Raw genomic sequence first — 23,396 nt, forward strand, 5'->3', positions numbered from 1 at the left:
ATCCAGCACCACGCAAACAACCCTCAGGAACACAGGCAAAGCAACACCGGGAACGCTGAAAGTTACAAACACTACAGAAAAATCGACTTTGGTATCAAGCCGTCTTAACCAAATCGGAAACAGGATCCAATCGGTGACCAATCCAACACTTGTTGGGGCGAAAATTCTTCAAGATGCCACCATTCAAGATGGCTTAACAATGGAATGCGTCTATCACAACGACACCGATCGAATGGTGATCGTGAAATGCGTCGGCCAGGATCAGTTCTATCGAGAGAAAGTCGTGTTGCCGACTGAATTGTTCTGGTTCGAAGCACCTGAAAATGCTCGCCTCGAAATCTGGAGGATGTCACTCCAAGGCCAGATGCTTCAGGTCAGAGCTGATGTCAAGGAATATGCAACGCAGGATGAACCAGCCGAAGAGACACTCGGAGCCTGCTGAGGCGTCACCCCCCAACCCGGCTCCGACCGTATCGCTCCGACCGAATCGTCAGCGGCCGATCAGATCCACCCCGAGCAGCTCAGCAGTCATCCTTGAGCGAAGGAAGCCACCACGCCGCAGTGGCTTCACACTGGCTGATCCTGTTGCAAGAGGAGGCTGAGACTGCTGGATCCCGTCCTGCGTCAGACGGAGAAGCTCAGCCGTTTTCTTGGACCGGATGATCTCGCCTTTTGTCGTCTTCCGCCCGGAGGGCCGGTAGAGCAGTTGAGATGTTTGGACTTTCTGGCTTTGAGACTGAAGTTTGGACATGGCGTCCTCTCGTTGATGAACAGGCCCCCGTTCCATGACCTGCGAACCACTGCGCCCTGTATCAGGGTGAACGTTTGGTAGCGTTTGATACAGACAGAGCTTGGCAAGAATTCGTCCTCACGTGTCGTTCGCGCCGAAACAAAATGGCAACTGGTAATGAGTCTTCACAGAAGGACGGCCAAGCAGAGTGGACGACGTCACATGAATGGCAGGACACTGTCTGGATGCACGTGAAGGATCTCTTACGGAATGGGGCGATGGCATGCCTGATGGCGCTGTCCATGACAGCCATGCAGGCATGCACAAATCAAGCCAGGGAAACTCCCAGCCATGAAGCCGAACTCGGTGACACACTCGTGGTGGAGGGAGACACAGAGGTGCGCCTGACCGACGCCTTCAAGCCCGGAGAACCCAATGGTCTGTTCGATGGAGGCATCAGCGTCATCACCGATGGTTCCGAAGGGATCAGGGCAGAAGTGAATGCGGTTTGCAGCATGCCTGACCTGCCCAACTGGCCTGAGTACGACAACATTTACGGTCGCTGGTTGTCGGACGATGAGAAACCCGGAGTGGAAGGAGGCAAGACGGATTGGCAACTGCTGCTCTACTTCGATGGAGAGGCCAAGGACAAAGGACGCGAAACAGCGCCTGGCTGGGCCAAACGTCTAGCTCAGAACCTCTGCCGCAAAGGCGACTTCCAGGACAACTGAGCGACTGAGGGGGGCCAGCCATCCCGAACTCTCCGAACGGTTCGATCAACAACATGATCCAACAGTTGCGGTTGATACGGATCAACCCTCCTTCTGACCCGAATATGGGAATGGTTCTCATTCTCGCTCAATGGCTAGTACCGGCAGCGTCAGCTCGTGGGATGAATCATTGCTGGTTGCAATGATTCAATATCCTGTGCCTGTCATTACAGGTCCAGCGGATATCCAGACACAAGTTGATCAGATTTGCAAAGCCGTAGCGTCAACCAAGGCTGGTTACCCGGAGGCAGATCTGATTGTGATGCCTGAATACTCCACTCAAGGTTTAAACACAGCGATTTGGACCTACGACGAGATGCTGCTACGCATCGATTCTCCGGAGATTGATCGCTTCAAACAGGCTTGCAAAGAGAATGATGTTTGGGGTGTTTTCTCTCTTATGGAGCAGAACGACGACCCAAGCCTGCCTCCATTCAACTCGGCCATCATCATCAATTCAGATGGTGAAATTGCTCTTCACTACAGAAAACTCCAGCCATGGGTGCCGATTGAGCCATGGTCTCCAGGCAACTACGGAATGCCGGTGTGCGACGGCCCCAAGGGCTCCAAGCTTGCAGTGTGCATCTGCCATGACGGCATGTTCCCAGAACTCGCTCGGGAGGCTGCTTACAAAGGAGCCAACGTTTATATCCGCATCTCTGGTTACTCAACCCAGGTGAATGATCAATGGATCTGGACTAACCGAACCAACGCTTGGCAGAATCTGATGTACACGATTTCTGTAAACTTAGCTGGTTATGACGGCGTCTTCTATTACTTCGGCGAAGGAACAGTTTGCAATTACGATGGAAATGTAATCCAGCAGGGCCACAGGAATCCTTGGGAAATCGTTACTGCTGAGCTGTTCCCTCGACTGGTTGATAAAGCAAGAGAGAACTGGGCCCTCGAAAACAACATCTTCAACCTAGGATGCCGGGCTTATGTCGGTCAACCCGGGGGAGAGAAAGAGAATTACCTCACGTGGGTCAAGGATCTTGCCAATGGAGAATACAAACTCCCTTGGGACGAAAAAGTGCGCATCCGCGATGGCTGGAAGTACTACCCCGATGGGGTCAAATTGGGACCGATGCCACAGAACGGAGTCAAAAAATCGATTCCCGCAGCAGCGGCAAGCTGACCAAAGTCACTGCCGCACCTTGACTCCATGCCAGGAGCAAGGTGCGGCTAACTTAAAAAAATAAGCTTTGTTATCATAAGCAAGCGTCTTAAAAAGTAGCACCTAGAACAAAGTTTTAATTTCAAAACGACGCAATCTTGCTTTGCGTATAAAGGGTCACTTTTTGGCCCTTTTTGATTGCCTTCAATACAGGGTGTCGGCTTTTCATTCTCAATGCCCGAAACCCTTTTCAAGGTTGATCTCACCAAGCCAATGGATCAACAGGAAATGCCTGGACATAATCGTTGGCATCCTGATATTCCCGCGGTCGCGTCAGTAAATCCAGGCGACATCTTTCGCATTGAGTGCAAAGATTGGACCGATGGTCAGATTAAAGATAACGACGACCCGAAAGATATCGCTGATGTCAATCTTGAGGTTGTTCATGTCTTAAGTGGACCAATCTGGGTCAATGGTGCTCAGCCAGGAGATATCCTGGTGGTCGATATCCTCGAAGTTGGAGCACTTCAAGGAGATGAATGGGGCTTTACTGGAATCTTCGCCAAAGAAAATGGTGGAGGATTCCTGACGGATCATTTTCCTAAAGCAGCCAAAGCAATCTGGGATCTGGAAGGGATCTACACGTCCTCTCGCCACATTCCCGGAGTTCGTTTCGCTGGCATCACCCACCCAGGCCTGATCGGCTGTGCTCCCTCCATGGAGCTGCTTCAGGAGTGGAACCGCCGAGAAACCGAGCTGGTTCAGACCGCTCCAGACCGCAGAACCTACGGGGCTGGACTCTCAGGAACGGAACCTGTTCTGGCAGCTCTGCCGAATCCAAACAGTGCCATTCTCGGGAACGTTGCCTCTGGGGATTTCGAAAGGATTGCCAACGAGGCAGCTCGAACTGTTCCTCCTCGCGAACATGGAGGAAACTGCGACATCAAAAATCTGACGAAAGGGACACGCATCTATTTCCCTGTGTATGTCGAGGGTGCGAAGCTCTCCATGGGTGACATTCACTTTTCTCAAGGTGATGGTGAAATTTCATTCTGTGGCGCCATCGAGATGTCTGGATATCTCGATCTTCATGTTGAGCTGATCAAAGGCGGAATGGCTAAATATGGGATGGTCAATCCTATGTTCAAGACAAGCCCTGTTGAACCTCACTACTCTGACTATCTGGTTTTCGAAGGGATTTCAGTCGATGAATTCGAAGGCAAGCAATACTATATGGATGTACATATCGCCTATCGCAGAGCCTGCCTCAACGCAATTGAATACCTGAAAAAGTTTGGCTACACAGGTGAACAGGCTTACCTTTTGCTGAGCTGCGCCCCAGTCGAAGGACGAATCAGCGGAATCGTCGATATTCCAAACGCATGCTGCACTCTCGCCATACCAACGTCGATCTTCGACAAGGACATTCTTCCATGTTAAACACTATCTACTTATTCATTATTCACTAATACCAGCAACATGCCTGTCTACGAATATTCCTGCCAATCTGGTGAATGTGACACCTATGAAGTATGGCGATCTATTGATCAACGTGCCATCCAAACAGAATGTCCTACCTGTGGCAGTGAAGGGAAGAGGGTTTTCAATCCACCCATGATGTTATCCTCTTCAATTCGATTGAAAGTAGAAGCAAAGGAACCGAAACTTATCAGTAAGAAAAACTCATCCCGCGCATCTGAGGCCACCAAACCTCGACTACGCACAAACGATTCACGTCCTTGGATGTTGAATCGAGGTTGCTGAAAAGAATCGGCACATTAAAAAGGGGGGATGTGATCATAATGATCGCATCCCCCCTTTTTTTGCACTCATTAAACTGTAAGGAATTCTCCAATCACTTGATCAGACAATTGAGACGTCGGGCCACTCGAAACAATACCACCGCGTTGCATTGCATAATAAAAACTGGACTGCTTAACAAAATGAAGATGCTGCTCAACAAGAAGAACACTGATGCCTGTTTCATCAATGATGCGCTTGACAGCACGTTCGATATCAAGAATGATCGAAGGCTGAATCCCTTCAGTCGGTTCGTCTAACAAAAGAAGTTTTGGCTTACCAAGCAGTGCACGTGCAATGGCAAGTTGTTGCTGCTGACCTCCACTGAGATCACCGCCACGACGATTCAAAAACTGCTCCAGGATAGGAAAGAGTTCAAAGACAATCGGGTCAATATGCCGATTTCGTCCCATCCCACCAGGGAGTGATTCCATCCCAATCAGAAGATTCTCACGAACCGTGATTCGGGGAATGATATCTCGACCTTGAGAAACATAACCAATTCCTCCCCTGGCACGTTTATAGGGAGGTTGATTTGTCAACATTTTTCCATCGTATTCAATCGAACCAGATCGTTGCTCAAGAAGACCAATGATCGTCTTCAGAAAGGTTGTCTTTCCCACTCCATTACGACCGATCAAACAAATCATTTCCCCCTCAGGGATATGCAGGTCAACATTTCTGAGAATGTGACTCTCACCGTAATACACATTCAAGCCGCTAGCTCGAAGAATAGTTTTTGTGGAGCTGGGATGCGCGGTGGTTGTAGTTTGTACCATGGTTCTTCAGAGATTGGCAAATTAAATAATGACGTTATTCGGATTGACCGAGATAAACCTCAATCACTTTTGGATCAGACTTCACTTCGTCGAGTGAACCTTCCGTCAACAACTGCCCTTGATGCAACACAGTGACTGGTGCGGCAAGATCACGAATAAACTCCATATCATGCTCAATGACCACCACGGTATGTTCACCTGCAAGGGATTTAATCAGTTCAGCTGTTTTGTTCGTCTCTTCATCGGTCAAGCCGGCCACTGGCTCATCCAGAAGAATGATGTCTGGAGATTGAGCAACAAGCATTGAGATCGCAAGCCATTGCTTTTGACCATGAGACAGGGAACCGGCCAAGACCTTGGCGTAAGGAGCAAGGCCCACATAATCCATCAAGCGATAGACCTCATCTTTAGCCGTATTATTCAGCTTTTCAAACATCAGACTGAATGGCATCTTGCTCGGTGAAGCAGCCAACTCAAGATTTCTGGAGACCGAAAGATTTTCAAACACACGAGGTGTCTGAAACTTTCGACCAACACCTAACCTTGAAATCTTCTGTTCCGACAAACCAATAATGCTGGAACCTCTCAGGGAGACTGAGCCTTTGGTTGGCTTAACCTTTCCAGTGATGACATCTAGAAAAGTTGTTTTACCAGCGCCATTGGGTCCAATGATTGACCTTAGTTCACCATGCTCCAGAGAGATGGAGAGATCAGTCAATGCAAAGAAACCATCAAAATCAACGCTGACATCATTTAATTCAAGAATTGGTGTTGACATAGCTTAAACAGTGTTGGTTGACATGAAAGCGAAGGTTGACCAAGAAAAGATTATTGAGATTGAGTCGTATAACCCTCATCCATTTCTAGCTTTGGGTATGTTGAAGATTTCTTTGCAATTCCAAAGGCTGCCATCATCGATGTAAATCCGCCATTCTTAAACCATCCATAAATGCCATCAGGCATCAACACAACCACAAAGATGAACAAGCCACCCTGCACAAACAACCAGGCTTCAGGCAGCGCTTCACTAACCAGACTTCGCAAATAATTGACTAAAACAGCACCAATAATCGGTCCGATCAATGTTCCACGACCACCAACAGCAACCCAAATCACCATTTCAATGGACATTGAAATGGCCATATATTGAGGTGAAACAATACCTGACTGAACTGTATAAAGTGCCCCAGAGATACCAGCTAAGGCGCCAGCAACCAGAAAGACAATGACTTTGAATGGGACTGGATTAAAACCACTGAAACGCAAACGCGCCTCATCGTCTCTGATACCGATCAAAGCATCACCGAAACGTCCGCTGGTCAGAAACTTACAAAGAAGGTAGGCAAACGGCAGAATTATAAGAGTGATTCGATAAAACATGAGTTGAGCATCGTCTGAGCCCACAATCATTCCGAATATCTCAGTGGTGCTAGTTTTAAGACCATTTGTTCCATTAACGAGCTTCTGCTGTCCATTGAAGAAATGGTAAAAAACCATCAAGGATGCTTGGGTGATAATGGAGAAATAAACTCCCTTGATGCGGTTTCTAAAAATTAGATATCCAACAAGACCAGCTACCACAGCAGGAATCAACCAAATAGCGATCAGTGTCCAGGGGAATGACCAGAATGGTTGCCAGAAAAATGGGAGGTTATCAACACCGTAATTCTCGAAGAACTTTGGTAGTCCATTGGCTCCCGTGGTGAAATCATTATTGGTCACCAACAGAAGATGCATGGCTATGGCATAACCACCCAAGGCAAAAAAGATACCTTGACCCAGGCTGAGAAGTCCGGTGTATCCCCAGATAAGATCAATGCCTAAAGCAACGATAGCTAGAGAAAAATACCTTCCAAAAAGATTGAGGCGGAACTGTGAAAGAATCGTCGGTAGAACAAAGAATGCGAAGGCTAGAAGAAGCCAGGGAAGCAGCTTTTTGAAAATTTTCATGGAAAATGAAAACGCAAAGATCAGGATTCGACGGATCGGCCCTTCTGAGGGAACATCCCAGTTGGCTTAAATTGAAGGAACGAAATAATAAAGATAAAGATCAGCACATAGGACATACTCGTTGTTGCGAAGAACTCAATGACAGCAGCAGGAGCAGCTGGTATGTCTGGGAAAGCAATCAGAATGGCGCCGGATCCAATGATGGATTGAATGATTCCAAGCATCATCGAAGCAATCACAGTGCCGACAAGATTTCCCACCCCTCCCAGAACAATAACCATGAAGCAGGAAACGATATAGGCAGCACCGAGATTGGGACCCACGGAGCCAAGCAAGGTAATCGCACTCCCAGCCACACCAGCCAGGCCAGACCCAATGCCAAAGGTGATGCTATCGACGCTGTCAGTGGGAATACCGAGGCAATTGCTCATCTGACGATTTTGAGTCACCGCACGGATGCGTAATCCCCAGACACTCTTTGTAAGAAACCATGCCACAAAACCAAGCAGCAGAGCAGAGAGGATAATGATGAAGATTCGAATACCCGGCAACTCAATCCCCGCAATCGAACCCCAGCTTCCTTGCAACCATTTCGGGGCCGTCACATCAATATTTCGAGGCCCGAACCAAGCTTTAGAAAGTGGTTTAGAAGCTGACATCGCAGTGATTGAAACGAAACCAATCACTGATGCCACAACCCAGACGAGTCCTGAAAGATAGGGATAGAACGAAGCGCTCTTGAGTTTTGTAGGCGAGAAACGCTGAAAGCAATAACCAAGAATGATGGCAACTAATATCCCTACAACCATACTTGTTGAAACACTACGAATGAATTGAATCAGAACGAGGCTGACACCCCACGTAGCGAGCAATGTTTCAAGAGGTCGCCCATATAGCTGTCGTATTAATGTTCTTTCCAGAAGAACTCCAACGAAGCCGGTGATGACGAAGGCAAAAACGAGCGCAAAAAGATAATAAAGTTGGAAAATGCCTTCGCCGAGTGGCTTGAACATATTTTGTGTGACAAAAGTCACATAAGCTCCAACCATCATCAACTCGCCATGAGCGAGATTAATCACTCCCATCAAACCAAAAACGATGGCCAGGCCTGTCGCTGCGAGAAGCAGTACTGACCCGATGCTGAGCCCATCAAGGAGCTGTGAAAAAATTAATTCCATCAGTACATGGGGTAAAAAAAAGGGGCCACAAGTTTATTGTGGCCCACTATTCAAATGAGTTCAGACGTAACGATCACATCTTGAACTTTCCGGCGTCAGGACGATCGAGCGTCCAGTCGCACTTGTAACCCTTGGTCTCAGGAACGTACTGGTTCCAGGTAATGGGAGGAACGGGAGTCTTGCTATCCCAGAGAATCTCGAACTGGCCATTCTCCTTGGCTTCACCAATCCGCACAGTCTGCGAGATGTGGTGGTTGGGATACATCTCAATCGGACCCTGAGGAGCATCAAGCTTGATGCCGATCAGTGCGTTCCGCACTGCATCAAGATCCTCATACGTGCCGGCCTTCTCAACAGCAGCCTTCCAGAGGTAAACCATGTTGTAAGCCGACTCCATAGGATCGTTCGTCACACGATCGTCACCGTACTCAGCAAGGAATGCTGCGTTGAAGGTGTTGGAGGCTTCAGTACCGAGGGACATGAAGTAGTTCCAGGCTGCGTAGGTGCCGCCCACATACTCAGGTCCAATCTGACGGATCTCCTCCTCAGCGATGGAGAAGGACATGATCGGGTACTTGTCAGGAGTGATTCCTGCTGCCTTGAACTGCTTGAACAGGGCAACGTTGGAATCGCCATTCAGAGTGTTGATGATGATTCCACCATCAGGGAACTCTTTCTTGATCTTGGCGATGATGGGCGCCACCTCAGTGTTGCCGAGAGGGATGTAGTCCTCACCGACCGTCTCACCACCCAGGCTCTTGACCTGCTCTTTGATGATGGTGTTAGCAGTTCTGGGATAAACGTAGTCAGAACCGACCAGGTAGACCTTCTTGCCGTACTTGTCGGCGAACTGCTCAAACAGCCAATCAACTGCAGGCTCAGCTTGCTGGTTCGGAACAGCGCCGGTGTAGAAGATGTTCTTGGAGCACTCCTGGCCTTCGTACTGAATCGGGTAGAAGAGGAAATGATCCTTGGCTTCATAAACCGGAAGCATTGCTTTCCGACTAGCCGATGTCCAGCCGCCGAACACAACGGCAACCTTGTCGGCGTCGATCAGCTTCTGAGACTTCTCTGCGAAGGTGGGCCAATCCGAGGCACCATCTTCGGAGGTGTAGGTGATCTTGTAGCTCTTGCCGTCGACCTTGACACCGCCGGCTTCATTGATTTCCTTGATCGCCATCTCCTCGACTTCTTTCAGAGTCGTTTCGGAGATCGCCATCGTTCCGCTCAGGGAATGAAGGATGCCAACCTTGATTTCACCATCAAAGTCGCTACCACCACCACCAGCGGAATCATCGCTGCCACCGCCACAGGCGGTCATCGTGACTCCCACTGTCGTGGCCGCGAATGCAGCGAGCAGACGCTTCGTAAACGTTGAATTCATAAAGAAAGACACACGGTGGATGAGACCGCCATGAGGGCGACCATGGGACCGTATGAACCGACTTGGACCCGCTTTGTATCGACAATAACATTTTGGGAATTGCCGCGATTCGTTGACTTAATTCGGTAGCTGTTGCAACACAAATGCCTCCACGCTCTCGAGGCCTTCTCCGGTTTGAAGGTTTGTGAAACACCAGGGGCGATCACCACGCATCCGCTTGGTGTCATGCTCCATGACCACAAGATCTGCACCCACCATTGATGCCAGATCGATTTTGTTGATCACCAAAAGGTCCGAACGGGTGATACCAGGCCCTCCCTTCCGTGGAATTTTGTCTCCAGCAGCCACATCGATGACATAGATGCAGAGATCGACCAGTTCCGGACTGAAACTGGCGGCGAGGTTGTCACCACCGCTTTCCACCAGCACAAGATCAAGACCCGGAAACTGAGCCTCAAGCTCCGCCACTGCAGCTCGGTTGATCGAGCAGTCCTCTCGGATCGCCGTGTGCGGGCAACCGCCGGTCTCAACGCCTCGGATCCGTTCAGGCTCCAGAGCACCAGCCCGCGTCAGAAACTGGGCATCCTCCTGGGTGTAGATGTCGTTGGTAACGACAGCGAGCTGAAGCTGATCACGCAGGCGGCGGCACAACGCTTCCACCAGCGCTGTCTTTCCTGAACCAACCGGGCCGGCGACTCCTAAACGCAGCTTGCTGCTCATCAGCTTCGAAACAGGCGTGAATAGAGCTCAGCATGGGCGAGCTGCGCCTGCCCGACACCGACACCACCACTCCACAACGTCCGAGGATCACGATCAAGCAGCTGCTCAGCCTGATCGGCGATCAAGGGAAGCGCTCTTTGCTGCAGCACCTGGGCCCGGGACGGACCCAACGGCAACAACCTGACCGCTGCACTGAGCTGATTGGCTACCCAGCTGTAGAGGTAACCCTGCACCATTTCTCTGTCTGAGAGCTTCAAAGCCCTCGCGGCCCAGGCCCATGACGCCGGCCAGGCCAGAGATAAAGGAGCCGGCAGGGAATGGCCCATCTCTGCCAACAACAGCAGCAAGGACTGACCCATCTGACGATGCTGCGCGCGCAGCTCGGCGGCATCACGCGTCGCCAGGAGCCAGCCGTCCAGATTCAACAGACGCTGGCGCGCCGCAGCATCCCCACGCCGAACCCAGGCCGAGCAGTCATCGGCGAGAGTCACCAGCGACGCTGCCTCCAGCCGCAGGGAGCCCCTGGTCAGCTCTGCCTCCAGCCAGCCCTCGAGAGCCCTTTCGTCCGCGAGCATGCCGGCCTGAATCTGCACTTCCAGGCCCTCGGAATAACTGAATCCTCCGACCGGTAAAGCCGGACTCACCAGCTGAAGCAGGGCAAGCGATGTCATCCGTGCTGATGCACTCCATAAGCACCCGCCTCCGGAGCGAACGACCGAACGCACCGACTCAGTTTGAGACCTCGGCTCTTCAGCAGATCGGCGAGGACGGAATCATCCAGCAAGAACAGCTCCTGCTGATGAAGCTCGAGGGCAACATGGCGATTGCCCAGGTGGTAAACGGCCTGCATCAACTCCAGTGGAGTCGCGGCCTGCACCCGCAGCAACGCCTCGGGTGCCGCTGTCACCTCCACCCGCGTGATTCCATCAGCATCACAGAGTTGATCTCCGGGCTGGAGCGATTGGTCCCGCGGCAACTGCAGCAGCACCTCCCGGCCGCAGACCGTGCGGCGACGACCTCGCAGCACCGTTCTTTCATCAGCCGTCAGGGGTAATCGCAGATCTGGCTTCAAGGAATTGGGAGCGAGGCGCTGCTCCAGCACAAGCACCGATTCCGTCACCCATCCCATCCCGATTGGTTGGGAGCCTGCCCAGCAGCAGCGGATGGCTTGGTATGGATTGCTACAGAGATGTCGAGAGCAGCCATGGAGCGTGGCAACCATGCAACGACTCGAGCCCTGGCACGGCCACTGCAGGCTGCAGTTCACAACCAATGACGGCGGCAGAACCCGTCACCAGGGTGGCTGCCGTGCTCCGTTCAAACTGCTGCGGGCGGAGGCGGGGGACGACGGCCGCTGCGAACTGCCCCTTCTTCACACCGCCGGTGGCCTGGTGGGCGGCGATCAGCTCAGCATCGACTTGAACCTGAAAGCTGAAAGCCGCAGCCTGATCACCAGCGTGGCTGCTCAGAAGGTCTATGGCTCTGTCGGCCGCAGCCGCCTGAATCCCGATGGAGCCTGGTCCAGGCAGGGCGTGACCTGCACCCTGGATGACAACAGCGATCTGGAATGGCTGCCTCAGGAAATGGTGCTGTACGCCGATGCACTGTTTCACCAATCGTTGAGGGTGTGCCTGCCGGAGAACGCCTCATTTCTCAGTGCGGAGATCGTGCGGCTGGGGCGGACCGCCGCGGAGGAACGGCTGAATCAGGGATGCTGGCGCTCATGCCTGGAGATTCAGCGCCATGGAGCCGATTCACCGCGCTGGGAGCTGGTGGATCGGCTGGAGCTCGGTGGATCGAGCCTGACGGACTGCCACGGACTGGCCGGTGCACCGGTGTTCGGGTCCCTGGTATGGGCGGCACCCAAGCCGCTCAGTCCCGAAGCGATCTCCATGCTGCTGAAGGATGCACGGGACGACCGTCATGGCCTGATCGGCACGATGCGCTGCAGCACGCTGGATCAAGGGCTTGTTGCCCGCTACATCGGTCCTTCGAGCCGGGATGCCCGCTTCTGGTTCAGCCGCATCTGGGCTCGGACACGGGCATTGCGGGGTCTCGCCCTTCCCCGCATCCCGCGGGTCTGGCCTTTACAAGAACAGCCCTTGCAGGACCAGCCGTTGCAGAGCTTGATGTTCAAGGAGAACACTGCTGAGGCCATTGCGGAGACACACTGAGCATGACCGAGTCTTCCCATGCATCTCAGTCCTCAGGAAAAGGACAAGCTCCTGATCGTGACCGCGGCCCTGCTGGCTGAGCGACGGCTCAACCGCGGCCTCAAGCTCAATCACCCTGAGGCGACGGCCTGGCTGAGCTTCCTGGTTCTGGAAGGCGCCCGTGACGGCAAAAGCGTTGCGGAACTGATGCAGGAGGGCACCACCTGGCTGAGCCGTGATCAGGTGATGGACGGTGTCGCGGAGCTGGTGCATGAAGTGCAGATCGAGGCGGTCTTCCCCGATGGCACCAAGCTCGTCACCCTGCACGACCCCATTCGCTGAGGACGTCCCTGATGCCACCCCTGATTCCCGGCGAACTGCTTCCGGAACCCGGCGAAATCGAACTCAACGCCGGTCGCCCTGTGACCACCATCAGCGTCGCCAACAGCGGCGACCGCCCCGTGCAGGTGGGCTCCCACTTCCACTTCGCTGAAGCCAACGCCGCTCTGCAATTCGACCGGATCGCCGCTCGCGGGCAACGGCTCGACATCCCCGCTGGCACAGCGATCCGGTTCGAGCCCGGCGACAGCCGGGACGTGAACCTGATTCCCTTCGCCGGCGCACGGCGTGTGGTCGGCTTCAACGGCCAGATCAACGGACCCCTTGACGCCTGATCCATGCCTTTCCGCATCTCCCGCAAGACCTACGCCGAGACCTACGGACCAACCACAGGCGACCGGGTCCGCCTCGCCGACACCGATCTGATCCTCGAAGTCGAGAAGGACTACACCGTCTATGGCGATGAGGTGAAATTCGGGGGCGGCAAAGTCATCCGCGACGGCATGGGCCAGTCCCAGATCCCACGGGCAAGTGGCGCCGTGGACACGGTGATCACCAACGCCCTGATCCTCGACTGGTGGGGCATCGTCAAGGCTGACGTGGGCCTGAAGGACGGCCGGATCGTGGGCATCGGCAAAGCCGGCAACCCTGACACTCAGGAGGGGGTGACGATCATCGTGGGACCGGGCACCGAAGCGATCGCCGGCGAGGGCCACATCCTCACCGCCGGTGGCATCGACACCCACATCCACTTCATCTGCCCGCAGCAGATCGAAACCGCCCTGGCCAGTGGTGTGACGACCCTGATGGGTGGCGGAACCGGACCTGCCACCGGCACCAACGCCACCACCTGCACCCCCGGCGCCTTCCACATCGCCAGCATGCTGCAGGCCGCTGAAGGCCTGCCGGTGAATCTGGGCTTCTTCGGCAAAGGCAACGCCAGCACACCTGAGGCCCTGGAAGAGCAGGTGCTGGCAGGGGCCTGCGGGCTCAAGCTGCATGAGGACTGGGGCACGACACCGGCAGCGATCGATGCCTGTCTGTCGGTCGCGGACCGGATGGATGTGCAGGTCTGCATCCACACCGACACCCTCAACGAAGCGGGCTTCGTTGAGGACACGATCGCCGCGATCAAGGGTCGCACCATCCACACGTTCCATACAGAAGGTGCCGGCGGTGGTCATGCCCCCGACATCATCAAGATCTGCGGTGAAGCGAACGTGCTGCCCAGCAGCACCAACCCCACCCGGCCCTACACCCGCAACACTCTCGAGGAGCACCTCGACATGCTGATGGTGTGTCACCACCTGGATCCGAAGATCCCTGAGGACGTGGCCTTTGCCGAATCACGCATCCGCCGCGAAACGATTGCCGCCGAAGACATCCTTCACGACCTGGGTGCCTTCTCGATCATTGCCAGCGATTCCCAGGCCATGGGCCGCGTTGGCGAAGTGATCACCCGAACCTTCCAGACGGCCCACAAGATGAAGGTGCAGCGGGGAGCGCTCCCGGAGGATTCCGATCGCAACGACAACCACCGGCTCAAGCGCTACATCGCCAAAGTGACCATCAATCCAGCCCTGGCCCACGGCATCAGCAGCGAGGTTGGATCCGTCGAAACCGGCAAACTCGCCGATCTGGTGCTCTGGAAGCCTGGTTTCTTCGGCATCCGTCCTGAACTGGTGCTCAAGGGAGGTTCCATCGTGTGGGCCCAGATGGGTGATGCCAACGCCTCGATCCCAACCCCGGGCCCTGTGCATGGCAGGCCGATGTTCGGAGCGTTCGGCAAGGCACTGGTCCACAACTGCCTCACCTTCGTCAGCCAGGCAGCGATGGATGCCGACATCCAGAGCCAACTCGGGCTGGAACGGACCTGCCTGGCCGTCCAAGACACCCGCAGCGTTGGCAAAAGCGCTCTGAAGCTCAATTCCAGCCTGCCCAATGTGAGCGTGGACCCGCAGACCTATGAAGTGTTCGCCGACGGCGAACTGCTCACCTGCGAACCCGCGGAGGTGCTTCCCCTCGCGCAGCGCTATCTGCTGCTTTGAGCACCACCCTGCTGGTGGTGCAGCATGTCGACCACGAAGGTCCCGACCTGATTGCCGATCTGGCCCGGGAACGGCAAATGCAGATCGACGTCCGTCGGCCATCTCTGGGAGATCACTTCCCTGATCCGGATGGGTGCCGCAACACCATCGCCTTGGTGCTGGGAGGCCCCATGAGCGTGAACGACCGCCTGCAGCCAGGCATGGACTGGCTGCAACGGGAACTGGACTGGCTGACGTCCTGGCATCAGCACCAGCAACCGGTCCTGGGGATCTGCCTGGGCGCACAACTCCTGACGATGGCGGCCGGGGGAAGCGTTGAACAGCTGCTGGTGGGCCACCCGGCGCACCCCTTGAAGGAGGTTGGCTTCGGTGCCATCCACTGGGTTGTTGACCCAAGCGAGGAGCCGCTGCTGCAGGGGCTTCATCCCAGCGAGACCGTGCTGCATTGGCATGGCGATCGCATCCGCCTGCCCTCCGAAGCAACACTGCTGGGTTCTTCACTGCACTGCAAGGAGCAGGTGTTCCGGGTCAAACACCATGCCATCGGCTTGCAGTGCCATCTGGAAGTCTCCGGTTCCAGCCTGGAGAACTGGATCAGAGCTGATCGCAGCTATGTGGTGAACGCCATGGGAGCGGATGGGCCAGAACAACTTCAGAACGACTGGAAACGCCTAAGTGCGGATCTGAACCGCAGTGGCCGAAGGCTCTTTTCCAATGCTCTAACTCAACTCCTGGCTGAGCTTTGAGATCAGCAGTTGATGCCTGGATCAATGATGTGTTGGAGGCTGCTGGTGTGAGAAGACAGCCTCCGAGGAAGAAAGGCCAGTTTCATCCCTCAAATCTTTTTTAGTTGAGCAGAAGATTAAAAACAGTTTAAGAGGATACAGATTTCTTTTTTCTCCTGGTGGATTCACGTTGTCTGGAACGCCACGGGAGATCAGCCGAAGACCGCATTCAGAGGGGGGCTTCACGTCACCAGAGATACGCAAATCACATGCTGATCCCGCTTTTGGAACCCAAGTCGAGCAATGTGTAGCAACGGCAACCCATGCGCCCCCTGTCGAGTTTTTGGATGCGTGCATCCATTGTTCTGGCGATGTTCACCCAGTACCGACCGACCGACGGGTACGACGAATATTTCTGCCGTGAACAATCCGCACCCCGGGAAGATCTCGAACCGCTGCTGTCGTCCCTCGGCGCCATGGGACTGGCGGAACTGAACCGCAGCCACGCATCCGCCAGCAACCTGCTGCGGCGTCTTGGAGCCACATTTCGCCTGAATGGCTCAGGGCTTCAGGGCGGTGAGCGGATCCTGCCCTTCGACCCTCTACCCCGGCTGATCCACCGCCAGGACTGGTCTGTACTGGAACGAGGGTTGTTTCAACGCCTGGAAGCCATCGATCAGTTTCTTGAGGATGTCTATGGCCCGCAGATGATCCTCCGGGACGGTGTGATTCCTCGTGAAGATGTGGAAAGTTCCCAGGGGTGGCGCCCTCAGATGCAGGGCATCACCACTCCCCTCAACCGCTGGTGCCACATCTCCGGGCTGGATCTGATCCGGGACGGAGAGGGAACTTGGCGTGTTCTGGAGGACAACCTGCGATGCCCCTCGGGAGTGGCCTACTTCCTGGAAAACCGGCGCGTGATGAAGCGGTTGTTCCCGAGCCTGTTCGAAGGGCGCATCGTGCAACCGATCGACGATTACCCATCGCATCTGCTGCGCACGTTGCAGGATCTGGCTCCGTGGAGCGATGCACCGAGGGTTGTTCTGCTCACCCCTGGAGTGTTCAACAGTGCGTACTTCGAGCACAGCTACCTGGCCCAGCAGATGGGGATCACCCTGGTGGAGGGCCGGGATCTGATCTGTGAGGACGGTCGGGTCTGGATGCGCAGCACCGCTGGACGGGAGCCTGTCGATGTCATCTACCGCCGCATCGACGATGACTTTCTCGATCCCACTGTCTTCCGTCGTGATTCGATGCTCGGCGTGCCGGGCCTGATCGATGTGATGCGATCCGGTCGGGTTGCGATCGCCAATGCCCCCGGCACCGGAGTCGCCGATGACAAGCTCATCTACGCCTACGTGCCGTCCATGATCCGTTACTACCTCAATGAGGAGCCGATCATTGACAACGTTCCTACCTATCTGTGCTCCAGGGACGACGATCTGCGTTACGTGCTCGAACATCTGAACGAACTGGTGGTGAAGTCCGTCGCCGAGGCTGGTGGCTACGGAATGCTGATCGGCCCTCACGCCACGGCTGGGGAGATCGATGGCTTCGCCGCGAAGATCAGAGCTCACCCTCGCAATTTCATCGCCCAACCCACCCTTCAGCTGTCCACGGTCCCGTCCCTCAGCGAAGGAGAGCTCTACCCCTGCCATGTGGATCTGCGTCCGTACGTGCTGCGGGGCAAGACCAACTGGGTCAGTCCTGGAGGACTGACCCGCGTGGCGCTGAAGCGGGGATCCCTGGTGGTGAATTCGTCCCAGGGTGGAGGCTGCAAGGACACCTGGGTGGTGAGTGAGAACCCTGTATCTGCTCCGAGACAGGAGGCATTGCCGTGCTGAGCCGAGTGGCTGATTCGCTGTACTGGATCAACCGGTACATCGAACGCGCCGAGAACATCTCACGGTTCCTCGAAGTGAGTGAAGCCATGGCACTGGACTGCCCACCCGGCAGCGCGGAACCCTGGCTGCCCCTTGTCGATGCCATTGGTGATCGGGACAGCTTCGAGCAGATGTATTCCCAGGGATCTCCGAAAGAGGTCGTGAGCTTTCTGCTTCTGGATCGCGACAACCCGAACAGCATCGTCAGTTGCATCGCCAATGCCCGTGAAAACGCAAGGCAGATCAGAGATGTGATCACCACCGAAATGTGGGAGCAGCTGAACGATCTTTACTGGAACGTGCAGGACGGCGAAGCGCTCTGGCAAGAACCGGATCAGGAGCAGCTGCGCAGCATCCGGAGAGGTTGTCAGCTCTTCTACGGCATCACCGACGTCACCCTCAACCGGGATCAGACATGGCTGTTCAGCCGACTGGGCCGGCTGATCGAACGGGCGGACAAAACCTCACGCATCCTCGACGTGAAATATTTCCTGCTGCTGCCAGCGCCCACGGAAGTGGGGGGGGTGCTGGATGAACTGCAATGGATCTCTCTGCTGCGCACAGCTGGCGCTTATCAGATGTATCGCCAGAGCGTGCAACAGGCCATCACACCGTCATCGGTGGCTCGGTTTCTGTTGCTGGATCCGATCTTTCCCCGTTCCGTGCGTTTCTGCCTTCAGGCGATCAATGAAACCCTGTCGCAGATTCAACGGGCCCCCCAGGCAGGGCCTCCGGATGACCTCGAATGTCTGCGGGGTCAGGTGCTCGCCAAATGGAGTTACATCCGCATTGATGTTCTGATCGAGCGCGGACTGCATGAAGCCATCGATCAATTGCAAACCGACCTGAACCAGCTGCATGCCTTGATTCACAACCGATATTTCATCACCGGCGACCTCGCCTCCACCCCCTCTGACCCCTCATGCGCGCTCAGCTGACCCATAGCCTCACCTACCGCTACGAGGCCCCGGTTCAGCTCGGCGAACACAGGCTCTGCCTGCGTCCTCGCGCCCAGGGCCATCAACATCTGATCGAGCACAGCCTTCGGATCACGCCTGAACCGAGCCACAGCCATGACCTCCTGGCTGCCAGCGGGGATGCCATCCAACGCGTCCGCTTCTTCGGACCCACCGACGCCTTGCACATTCAGGCCAGCAGCCTGGTGGTGACACACCCGGCTGCACCGCTGCTGGACTGCTTCAACGGTCTTGAACCGCCCCTCCCTTACCCCCGGCGACAACTCAACCAGGATCTGCTCGGAGCACTCGAAGGCTGGCTACCCAATGGCCAGCACGATCCTTCCGCTGTGGAGCTGGCACAGGATGCGCTGATGGGCAGCAATCAACAGGTGCTGCCGTTCCTCCATCAATTGATGGAGATGATTCAGGATCGGGTGAAGTACACCCAGCGCCACGCGGGTCCGGCCTGGCCAGCAGGCCGGACCTTGCGCGAACGGATCGGATCCTGCCGGGATCTGGCGATGCTGATGACGGAGTGCTGCCGCAGTATTGGACTGCCGGCTCGCTTTGCGAGTGGTTATCACCTCGCCGACCCGGCACCGCAGAGTTACGACCTGCATGCCTGGACCGAGGTGTATCTGCCGGGGGCCGGCTGGCGTGGCTTCGATCCCAGTGCGGGCGGCGAAATCACCGAGCGCTACATCGTTCTGGCCAGTTCCTCGAAACCCGATCTCACCGCAGCCGTCTGCGGCACCTTCAGTGGCCCACCAGGAACGGTCAGCGAGCTGAGCTGGTTGATCGAAGCGATGGTGGAATCAGAATCCGACCAGAACCACGCACCCAGCCTGATTCAGGCCGCCTGAAGCTCTGGTTCCACTCCATGAAGGCATGGTTTCGGCGCTGTGATGGTCGTGGCATCCATCAAGGCCGGAATGCGAGCACTGTTGTAAACGCGGAATTCATTCACGAGGGAGACTCCCTGCTCGCGCACGGCCTGGTTCAGGACGACCGAACCATCGGGATCTGACACCGAACGATGGAAGGTGCCCGGAGGAATGCGCAGGATGTCGCCGCCACTCTCCAATCTCACGATGTGGAACGGCTTCTCCCAGGCCAGATTCACGAGATAGAACGTGCGACCGCCACTGGCGGCAAGCAGATTGTCCTCCTGGTGAGGATGAAGATAGAACTGCCAGGCGCCACTGGCCGGATCGTTGGGTGGGCTGGTCGCCGGCCCGGTGTGAATCACCAGGTCACGGGCATTCGATGTTCCCACGGTGACATCGAAGAAGCGAACCGATGGTGTGTCGCGGAAGCGTTCGTAGGCCAGCAGTTCAAACATCAAACCGGGTCGATGAAAACCCGAACACTGCATGTGTTGTACCGGGAGAAGCCTTGGGAAATGGTCGCGACAGCAACGGTTCACCCCCCCAGATAGGCCATCTCCGCATGTTGGTTTGAATCAGCGTTGCCATGACGCTCCTCGCTGTAGCGATCGCTTCGCCGATGCCAGAGAGCGGCCATGGTCCGCTCGAGCTCTGACTCCACGTCCAGTACCGGGGTCAGATCCGTGCCCTCCGCTGCGAACAGACAGGTGAAGGCACGGCCATCGGCCGTGACGCGCAAACGGTTGCAATCCGAACAGAAGGGCTCACTGATGGAGGCGATCACACCGAGGCAGCCTCCACCGTCGGCGTAACGCCAACTCCGCGCTGTACCGCTCACAGGGCGACCGAGCGGCTGGAGCGGCCACCGCGCACCGATGCGCTTCACCATTTCAGCGGCCGGGAGAACCTGCTGCGGACGCCAGCCGTTGCGATTGCCGACATCCATGAATTCGATCAGACGCAGCTCAAGCCCCCACCGCCGCGCCAGATCCGCCAGGGGAATCAACTGATCGTCATTCACAGTCCGCTGAATCACGGCATTGAGCTTCAGGCCACCGGCAGCAGGATCAAAACCGGCTGACGTGGCAGCCTGCAGCCCGGCAAACACCTGCTGCAGGAGGCGTTCACCGGCCGGAACACCGCCACGGAGGCCGGCCATGCGCGCTGCCACCTCTGGATCGACAGCATCGAGACTGACGGTGATCCGATCCAGACCGGACGCACGAAGTGCCGTCGCCCGATCGGACGTCAGCAGCACGCCGTTGCTGGTGAGAGCGACCTCGCGCAACCGGTTGAGAGGATCACCGAGCGTCTCCCGTCCGTTGTGAATCTGCTGAAGCAGAGGGAGCAAGCGGTCACTCAGCAGGGGTTCACCCCCGGTGAGCCGCAGGGTGTGCACGCCGAGACGACAGGCAACCCGAATCAGACGCAACTGCTGCTCCAGACTCAGCAGGCCTGGAGGATCCTCCGCATCGGGGCAGCAGTACGGGCAGCTCAGATTGCAGCGGGCTGTTAACGACAACCGCAACACACCCAGCGTCCGAGAACGCTGATCAGCAACCGATGGCTCACTGGTCATGGGGTCAACGCTGCCAGATCCTCGGGTCGGTTCGCATTGAGCAGCACATCGCGCGGCAATCGCACCGTCTGCAGCGGCAGCCGGTCCAACCAGTCCAGCCAACGCCACTGGCCGGCGGTGAGTTGCTCGATGAGGGCCGTTTGAAACGGTGCCCCCGATGGGATCACCGCCAGAAGTGGCTGCAGACGCTCGCCGTCATGCGCAACGGCGATCCGATCCGGCCTGCATTGCCAGGCCATGATCAACTGCCTGAAGGTGTCCGTTCTGAGTCGCGGCATATCCACAGGAAGAACCAGCACCGCCTGCCCCGGTGTCGACGGCAACACCCTGGCCAGGGCATTCAGCGGCCCGCTCCAGGGCGGCGGTTCCAGCAGAACACGCACGTCGGAACGATGCGCCAGTTGATCGGCATGGGTCTGATGACGACTGACGACCTGGACCGGGAGTTCAAGGGGCAGCAACTGATCCACAATCGCCGTGAGCCAGACACCACCATCGGGATGAGGCAACAACGCCTTATCGCGTCCCATGCGTCGGCTGTCGCCACCACTGAGCAGACACACCTGCAGGAGTGGATTCACGCCAGCGAATGAAGTTATGGAAGATCTAGGACGCCGTGGTCTTGCAGTAGTGCTTACTACCAGATCGATCCACAGAAAATATCCTGATCAATATCATCAGTCGATTCAATGTGCGGCAGAGTACAGAAACCAGCCAGTTGGTAACCAATTAAACCAACAGATTCATCGCACATTGGTTGAATGCGCCACTTAACGGATATTTTTCGACCGTTTCGCCACCCACGGGCACCCTTTCGTTTTGAAGCCCGCGGTTTCAACATTTCTCCTTTCAATGCTTGGCGACCTTTGGTCGTTCCAGGGCAGGTACCGCACCCTCCACCTCACCTGGATCGCCTTCTTCCTGACCTTCGTGGTCTGGTTCAACCTGGCCCCTCTGGCCACCACCGTGAAAGCGGATCTCGGATTGACCGTTGGTCAGATCCGCACCGTGGCCATCTGCAACGTGGCCCTCACCATTCCGGCTCGCGTGCTGATCGGCATGCTGCTGGACAAATTCGGTCCTCGGATCACCTACTCCAGCATCCTGGTTTTTTCGGTGATTCCCTGCCTGCTTTTTGCGTCCGCCCAGGACTTCAACCAGCTGGTGGTGGCGCGTCTGCTGCTCTCCATCGTCGGCGCCGGCTTCGTGATCGGCATCCGCATGGTGGCCGAATGGTTCCCGCCCAAGGAAATCGGCCTGGCTGAGGGCGTCTATGGCGGCTGGGGCAACTTCGGCTCCGCCTTCTCGGCCCTCACCATGGTCGCCCTCGCCGGCTTCCTCTCCTTCTCCGGCGGCTTTGAACTGCCCACCGGTGCTGTTCTCAACTGGCGCGGTGCGATCGCGCTCACCGGCATCATCTCGGCGCTGTACGGCGTCTTCTACTTCTTCAACGTCACCGACACCCCCCCGGGCAAGACGTACCAGCGTCCGGAACGGACCGCTGGTCTGGAAGTGACCTCGATGCGCGATTTCTGGGGCCTGCTGGGCATGAATGTGCCCTTCGCCGCCATCCTTTGCGTGCTCTGCTGGCGCCTGCAGAAAGTGGGCTTCCTCACGCCGGCCACCTATCCCCTGGCCCTGGGTGCCGTGGCCGTCTGGTTCGCATTCCAGACCTGGGGAATCATCCGCACCAACCGCGAGCTGATCCTCGGCACCAAGGTCTATCCCAAGGAAGACCGCTATGAATTCCGCCAGGTGGCGATTCTCGAGCTCACCTACATCGTGAACTTCGGGTCCGAACTGGCCGTGGTGTCGATGCTGCCCACCTTCTTCGAAACCACCTTCGATCTGCCGAAGGCCACCGCCGGCATCCTGGCCTCCTGCTTCGCTTTTGTGAACCTGGTGGCCCGCCCCGCCGGTGGTCTGATCTCTGACAGCGTCGGCAGCCGCAAGAACACCATGGGCTTCCTCACCGCCGGCCTGGGCATCGGCTATCTGGTAATGAGCATGATCAAGCCGGGCACCTTCTCCGGTTCCACCGGCATCTTTGTGGCCGTGGTGATCACCATGCTCGCCTCCTTCTTCGTGCAGTCCGGTGAAGGCGCCACCTTCGCGCTGGTGCCCTTGGTCAAGCGCCGCGTCACCGGTCAGGTGGCTGGTCTGGTGGGCGCCTACGGAAACGTCGGTGCTGTGACCTACCTCACCATTTTCAGCCTGCTGCCGATGTGGATGGGCGGTGGCGGCGAACCCACCCCCGAGGTGATCGCGGCTTCCAACAGCGCCTTCTTCCAGATCCTGGGCGTGGCTGGACTGATCGTGGCCTTCTTCTGCTTCTTCTTCCTCAAAGAGCCCAAGGGTTCCTTCGCGGAACTTCACGAAGGCGAAGTGGCCTGAG

25 protein-coding genes are annotated in these 23,396 nt (G+C 56.2%); 14 read left to right on the top strand and 11 right to left on the bottom strand.

What is annotated here, in order from left to right; all coding sequences use genetic code 11:
• Positions 1-199 precede the first annotated feature (199 nt).
• From KR49_RS07765 to KR49_RS13330, 5 genes are all read left to right on the top strand, one after another.
• Positions 200-442 carry a DUF1830 domain-containing protein gene (locus KR49_RS07765; protein ID WP_043693743.1) on the top strand — a complete coding sequence of 81 codons (243 nt, stop codon included), beginning with the start codon at positions 200-202 and terminating at the stop codon, positions 440-442.
• 590 nt (positions 443-1,032) lie between these two features.
• Positions 1,033-1,461, top strand: coding sequence for a hypothetical protein (locus KR49_RS07775; RefSeq protein ID WP_156957162.1), 429 nt, complete (start codon positions 1,033-1,035; stop codon positions 1,459-1,461).
• A 130-nt stretch (positions 1,462-1,591) separates the two neighbouring features.
• Positions 1,592-2,638, top strand: a complete 1,047-nt coding sequence (locus KR49_RS07780) for a formamidase (RefSeq protein ID WP_052378211.1) — start codon at positions 1,592-1,594, stop codon at positions 2,636-2,638.
• 213 nt (positions 2,639-2,851) lie between these two features.
• Positions 2,852-4,057 (top strand): formamidase, encoded by a 1,206-nt coding sequence (gene fmdA / locus KR49_RS07785; RefSeq protein ID WP_043693750.1) that lies wholly within the window; start codon positions 2,852-2,854, stop codon positions 4,055-4,057.
• Between the two features lie 39 nt (positions 4,058-4,096).
• Positions 4,097-4,381: an FmdB family zinc ribbon protein gene (locus KR49_RS13330; RefSeq protein ID WP_043693753.1), complete on the top strand. Its 285-nt coding sequence runs from the start codon at positions 4,097-4,099 to the stop codon at positions 4,379-4,381.
• Positions 4,382-4,449: 68 nt separating this feature from the next.
• On the opposite strand, the gene urtE is transcribed toward KR49_RS13330, so the two are convergent.
• The 8 genes from urtE to ureE form a co-directional block, all read right to left on the bottom strand.
• Positions 4,450-5,196 (bottom strand): urea ABC transporter ATP-binding subunit UrtE, encoded by a 747-nt coding sequence (urtE, locus tag KR49_RS13335; protein WP_071839716.1) that lies wholly within the window; start codon positions 5,194-5,196, stop codon positions 4,450-4,452.
• Positions 5,197-5,230: 34 nt separating this feature from the next.
• Complete coding sequence (urtD, locus tag KR49_RS07795; RefSeq protein ID WP_043693756.1) at positions 5,231-5,974, bottom strand: urea ABC transporter ATP-binding protein UrtD; 744 nt, start codon at positions 5,972-5,974, stop codon at positions 5,231-5,233.
• Positions 5,975-6,024: 50 nt separating this feature from the next.
• A complete protein-coding gene (urtC, locus tag KR49_RS07800) occupies positions 6,025-7,146 on the bottom strand; it encodes an urea ABC transporter permease subunit UrtC (protein ID WP_043693759.1) in 1,122 nt (373 codons plus the stop codon).
• 20 nt (positions 7,147-7,166) lie between these two features.
• Positions 7,167-8,324: an urea ABC transporter permease subunit UrtB gene (gene urtB, locus KR49_RS07805; RefSeq protein WP_043693762.1), complete on the bottom strand. Its 1,158-nt coding sequence runs from the start codon at positions 8,322-8,324 to the stop codon at positions 7,167-7,169.
• Positions 8,325-8,397: 73 nt separating this feature from the next.
• Complete coding sequence (gene urtA, locus KR49_RS07810) at positions 8,398-9,708, bottom strand: urea ABC transporter substrate-binding protein (protein ID WP_043693766.1); 1,311 nt, start codon at positions 9,706-9,708, stop codon at positions 8,398-8,400.
• Positions 9,709-9,825: 117 nt separating this feature from the next.
• Positions 9,826-10,428 carry an urease accessory protein UreG gene (ureG, locus tag KR49_RS07815; RefSeq protein ID WP_043693768.1) on the bottom strand — a complete coding sequence of 201 codons (603 nt, stop codon included), beginning with the start codon at positions 10,426-10,428 and terminating at the stop codon, positions 9,826-9,828.
• Positions 10,428-11,099 (bottom strand): urease accessory protein UreF, encoded by a 672-nt coding sequence (locus KR49_RS07820; RefSeq protein ID WP_043693771.1) that lies wholly within the window; start codon positions 11,097-11,099, stop codon positions 10,428-10,430. Before KR49_RS07820 ends, ureG begins: the two co-directional genes overlap by 1 nt.
• Positions 11,096-11,548 (bottom strand): urease accessory protein UreE, encoded by a 453-nt coding sequence (gene ureE, locus KR49_RS07825; RefSeq protein WP_043697111.1) that lies wholly within the window; start codon positions 11,546-11,548, stop codon positions 11,096-11,098. Before ureE ends, KR49_RS07820 begins: the two co-directional genes overlap by 4 nt.
• A gap of 100 nt (positions 11,549-11,648) precedes the next feature.
• On the opposite strand from ureE, the gene KR49_RS07830 reads away from it, so the two are divergent.
• The 8 genes from KR49_RS07830 (at position 11,649) to KR49_RS07865 (ending at position 19,398) form a co-directional block, all read left to right on the top strand.
• Positions 11,649-12,602: an urease accessory protein UreD gene (locus KR49_RS07830; RefSeq protein ID WP_043693774.1), complete on the top strand. Its 954-nt coding sequence runs from the start codon at positions 11,649-11,651 to the stop codon at positions 12,600-12,602.
• 18 nt (positions 12,603-12,620) lie between these two features.
• On the top strand, positions 12,621-12,923 hold the full coding sequence (locus tag KR49_RS07835; RefSeq protein WP_043693777.1) for an urease subunit gamma: 303 nt from the start codon (positions 12,621-12,623) through the stop codon (positions 12,921-12,923).
• A gap of 11 nt (positions 12,924-12,934) precedes the next feature.
• Positions 12,935-13,255: an urease subunit beta gene (locus KR49_RS07840; RefSeq protein WP_043693780.1), complete on the top strand. Its 321-nt coding sequence runs from the start codon at positions 12,935-12,937 to the stop codon at positions 13,253-13,255.
• Positions 13,256-13,258: 3 nt separating this feature from the next.
• Entirely contained in the window at positions 13,259-14,968 is a 1,710-nt protein-coding gene (gene ureC / locus KR49_RS07845; RefSeq protein ID WP_043693783.1) for an urease subunit alpha, read from the top strand.
• Positions 14,965-15,714, top strand: coding sequence for a type 1 glutamine amidotransferase (locus KR49_RS07850; RefSeq protein ID WP_043693787.1), 750 nt, complete (start codon positions 14,965-14,967; stop codon positions 15,712-15,714). The genes ureC and KR49_RS07850 overlap by 4 nt, the downstream gene beginning before the upstream one ends.
• Before the next feature lie 350 nt (positions 15,715-16,064).
• Positions 16,065-17,537: a circularly permuted type 2 ATP-grasp protein gene (locus KR49_RS07855; protein ID WP_043697113.1), complete on the top strand. Its 1,473-nt coding sequence runs from the start codon at positions 16,065-16,067 to the stop codon at positions 17,535-17,537.
• Positions 17,531-18,514 carry an alpha-E domain-containing protein gene (locus tag KR49_RS07860; protein WP_043693790.1) on the top strand — a complete coding sequence of 328 codons (984 nt, stop codon included), beginning with the start codon at positions 17,531-17,533 and terminating at the stop codon, positions 18,512-18,514. The genes KR49_RS07855 and KR49_RS07860 overlap by 7 nt, the downstream gene beginning before the upstream one ends.
• Positions 18,499-19,398 (top strand): transglutaminase family protein, encoded by a 900-nt coding sequence (locus tag KR49_RS07865; protein ID WP_043693793.1) that lies wholly within the window; start codon positions 18,499-18,501, stop codon positions 19,396-19,398. Before KR49_RS07860 ends, KR49_RS07865 begins: the two co-directional genes overlap by 16 nt.
• Here KR49_RS07865 and KR49_RS07870 read toward each other — a convergent pair.
• The 3 genes from KR49_RS07870 to KR49_RS07880 form a co-directional block, all read right to left on the bottom strand.
• Positions 19,386-19,877, bottom strand: a complete 492-nt coding sequence (locus KR49_RS07870; RefSeq protein ID WP_043693796.1) for a hypothetical protein — start codon at positions 19,875-19,877, stop codon at positions 19,386-19,388. The genes KR49_RS07865 and KR49_RS07870 overlap by 13 nt on opposite strands.
• An 80-nt stretch (positions 19,878-19,957) precedes the next feature.
• Entirely contained in the window at positions 19,958-21,001 is a 1,044-nt protein-coding gene (locus KR49_RS07875) for a GTP 3',8-cyclase MoaA (protein WP_043693799.1), read from the bottom strand.
• Complete coding sequence (locus KR49_RS07880) at positions 20,998-21,582, bottom strand: molybdenum cofactor guanylyltransferase (RefSeq protein WP_253912731.1); 585 nt, start codon at positions 21,580-21,582, stop codon at positions 20,998-21,000. Before KR49_RS07880 ends, KR49_RS07875 begins: the two co-directional genes overlap by 4 nt.
• Before the next feature lie 271 nt (positions 21,583-21,853).
• Between KR49_RS07880 and KR49_RS07885 the strand changes: the two genes are divergently transcribed.
• Positions 21,854-23,395: a NarK family nitrate/nitrite MFS transporter gene (locus tag KR49_RS07885; protein WP_043693802.1), complete on the top strand. Its 1,542-nt coding sequence runs from the start codon at positions 21,854-21,856 to the stop codon at positions 23,393-23,395.
• Position 23,396 lies beyond the last annotated feature (1 nt).

This window comes from Synechococcus sp. KORDI-49 (genome assembly GCF_000737575.1).
In the GTDB taxonomy this organism is placed as follows: Bacteria; Cyanobacteriota; Cyanobacteriia; order PCC-6307; family Cyanobiaceae; genus Parasynechococcus.

Coding starts and splice junctions, on each gene's coding strand:
- urtC (WP_043693759.1), bottom strand. CDS start 7,146: ATGAAAATTTTCAAAAAGCTGCTTCCCTGGCTTCTTCTAGCCTTCGCA.
- KR49_RS13330 (WP_043693753.1), top strand. CDS start 4,097: ATGCCTGTCTACGAATATTCCTGCCAATCTGGTGAATGTGACACCTAT.
- urtE (WP_071839716.1), bottom strand. CDS start 5,196: ATGGTACAAACTACAACCACCGCGCATCCCAGCTCCACAAAAACTATT.
- KR49_RS07780 (WP_052378211.1), top strand. CDS start 1,592: ATGGCTAGTACCGGCAGCGTCAGCTCGTGGGATGAATCATTGCTGGTT.
- KR49_RS07870 (WP_043693796.1), bottom strand. CDS start 19,877: ATGTTTGAACTGCTGGCCTACGAACGCTTCCGCGACACACCATCGGTT.
- fmdA (WP_043693750.1), top strand. CDS start 2,852: ATGCCCGAAACCCTTTTCAAGGTTGATCTCACCAAGCCAATGGATCAA.
- ureC (WP_043693783.1), top strand. CDS start 13,259: ATGCCTTTCCGCATCTCCCGCAAGACCTACGCCGAGACCTACGGACCA.
- KR49_RS07835 (WP_043693777.1), top strand. CDS start 12,621: ATGCATCTCAGTCCTCAGGAAAAGGACAAGCTCCTGATCGTGACCGCG.
- KR49_RS07765 (WP_043693743.1), top strand. CDS start 200: ATGGAATGCGTCTATCACAACGACACCGATCGAATGGTGATCGTGAAA.
- KR49_RS07775 (WP_156957162.1), top strand. CDS start 1,033: ATGACAGCCATGCAGGCATGCACAAATCAAGCCAGGGAAACTCCCAGC.
- KR49_RS07875 (WP_043693799.1), bottom strand. CDS start 21,001: ATGACCAGTGAGCCATCGGTTGCTGATCAGCGTTCTCGGACGCTGGGT.
- KR49_RS07830 (WP_043693774.1), top strand. CDS start 11,649: ATGCAACGACTCGAGCCCTGGCACGGCCACTGCAGGCTGCAGTTCACA.
- urtB (WP_043693762.1), bottom strand. CDS start 8,324: ATGGAATTAATTTTTTCACAGCTCCTTGATGGGCTCAGCATCGGGTCA.
- KR49_RS07855 (WP_043697113.1), top strand. CDS start 16,065: ATGTTCACCCAGTACCGACCGACCGACGGGTACGACGAATATTTCTGC.
- KR49_RS07840 (WP_043693780.1), top strand. CDS start 12,935: ATGCCACCCCTGATTCCCGGCGAACTGCTTCCGGAACCCGGCGAAATC.
- ureG (WP_043693768.1), bottom strand. CDS start 10,428: ATGAGCAGCAAGCTGCGTTTAGGAGTCGCCGGCCCGGTTGGTTCAGGA.
- urtA (WP_043693766.1), bottom strand. CDS start 9,708: ATGAATTCAACGTTTACGAAGCGTCTGCTCGCTGCATTCGCGGCCACG.
- KR49_RS07820 (WP_043693771.1), bottom strand. CDS start 11,099: ATGACATCGCTTGCCCTGCTTCAGCTGGTGAGTCCGGCTTTACCGGTC.
- urtD (WP_043693756.1), bottom strand. CDS start 5,974: ATGTCAACACCAATTCTTGAATTAAATGATGTCAGCGTTGATTTTGAT.
- KR49_RS07885 (WP_043693802.1), top strand. CDS start 21,854: ATGCTTGGCGACCTTTGGTCGTTCCAGGGCAGGTACCGCACCCTCCAC.
- KR49_RS07865 (WP_043693793.1), top strand. CDS start 18,499: ATGCGCGCTCAGCTGACCCATAGCCTCACCTACCGCTACGAGGCCCCG.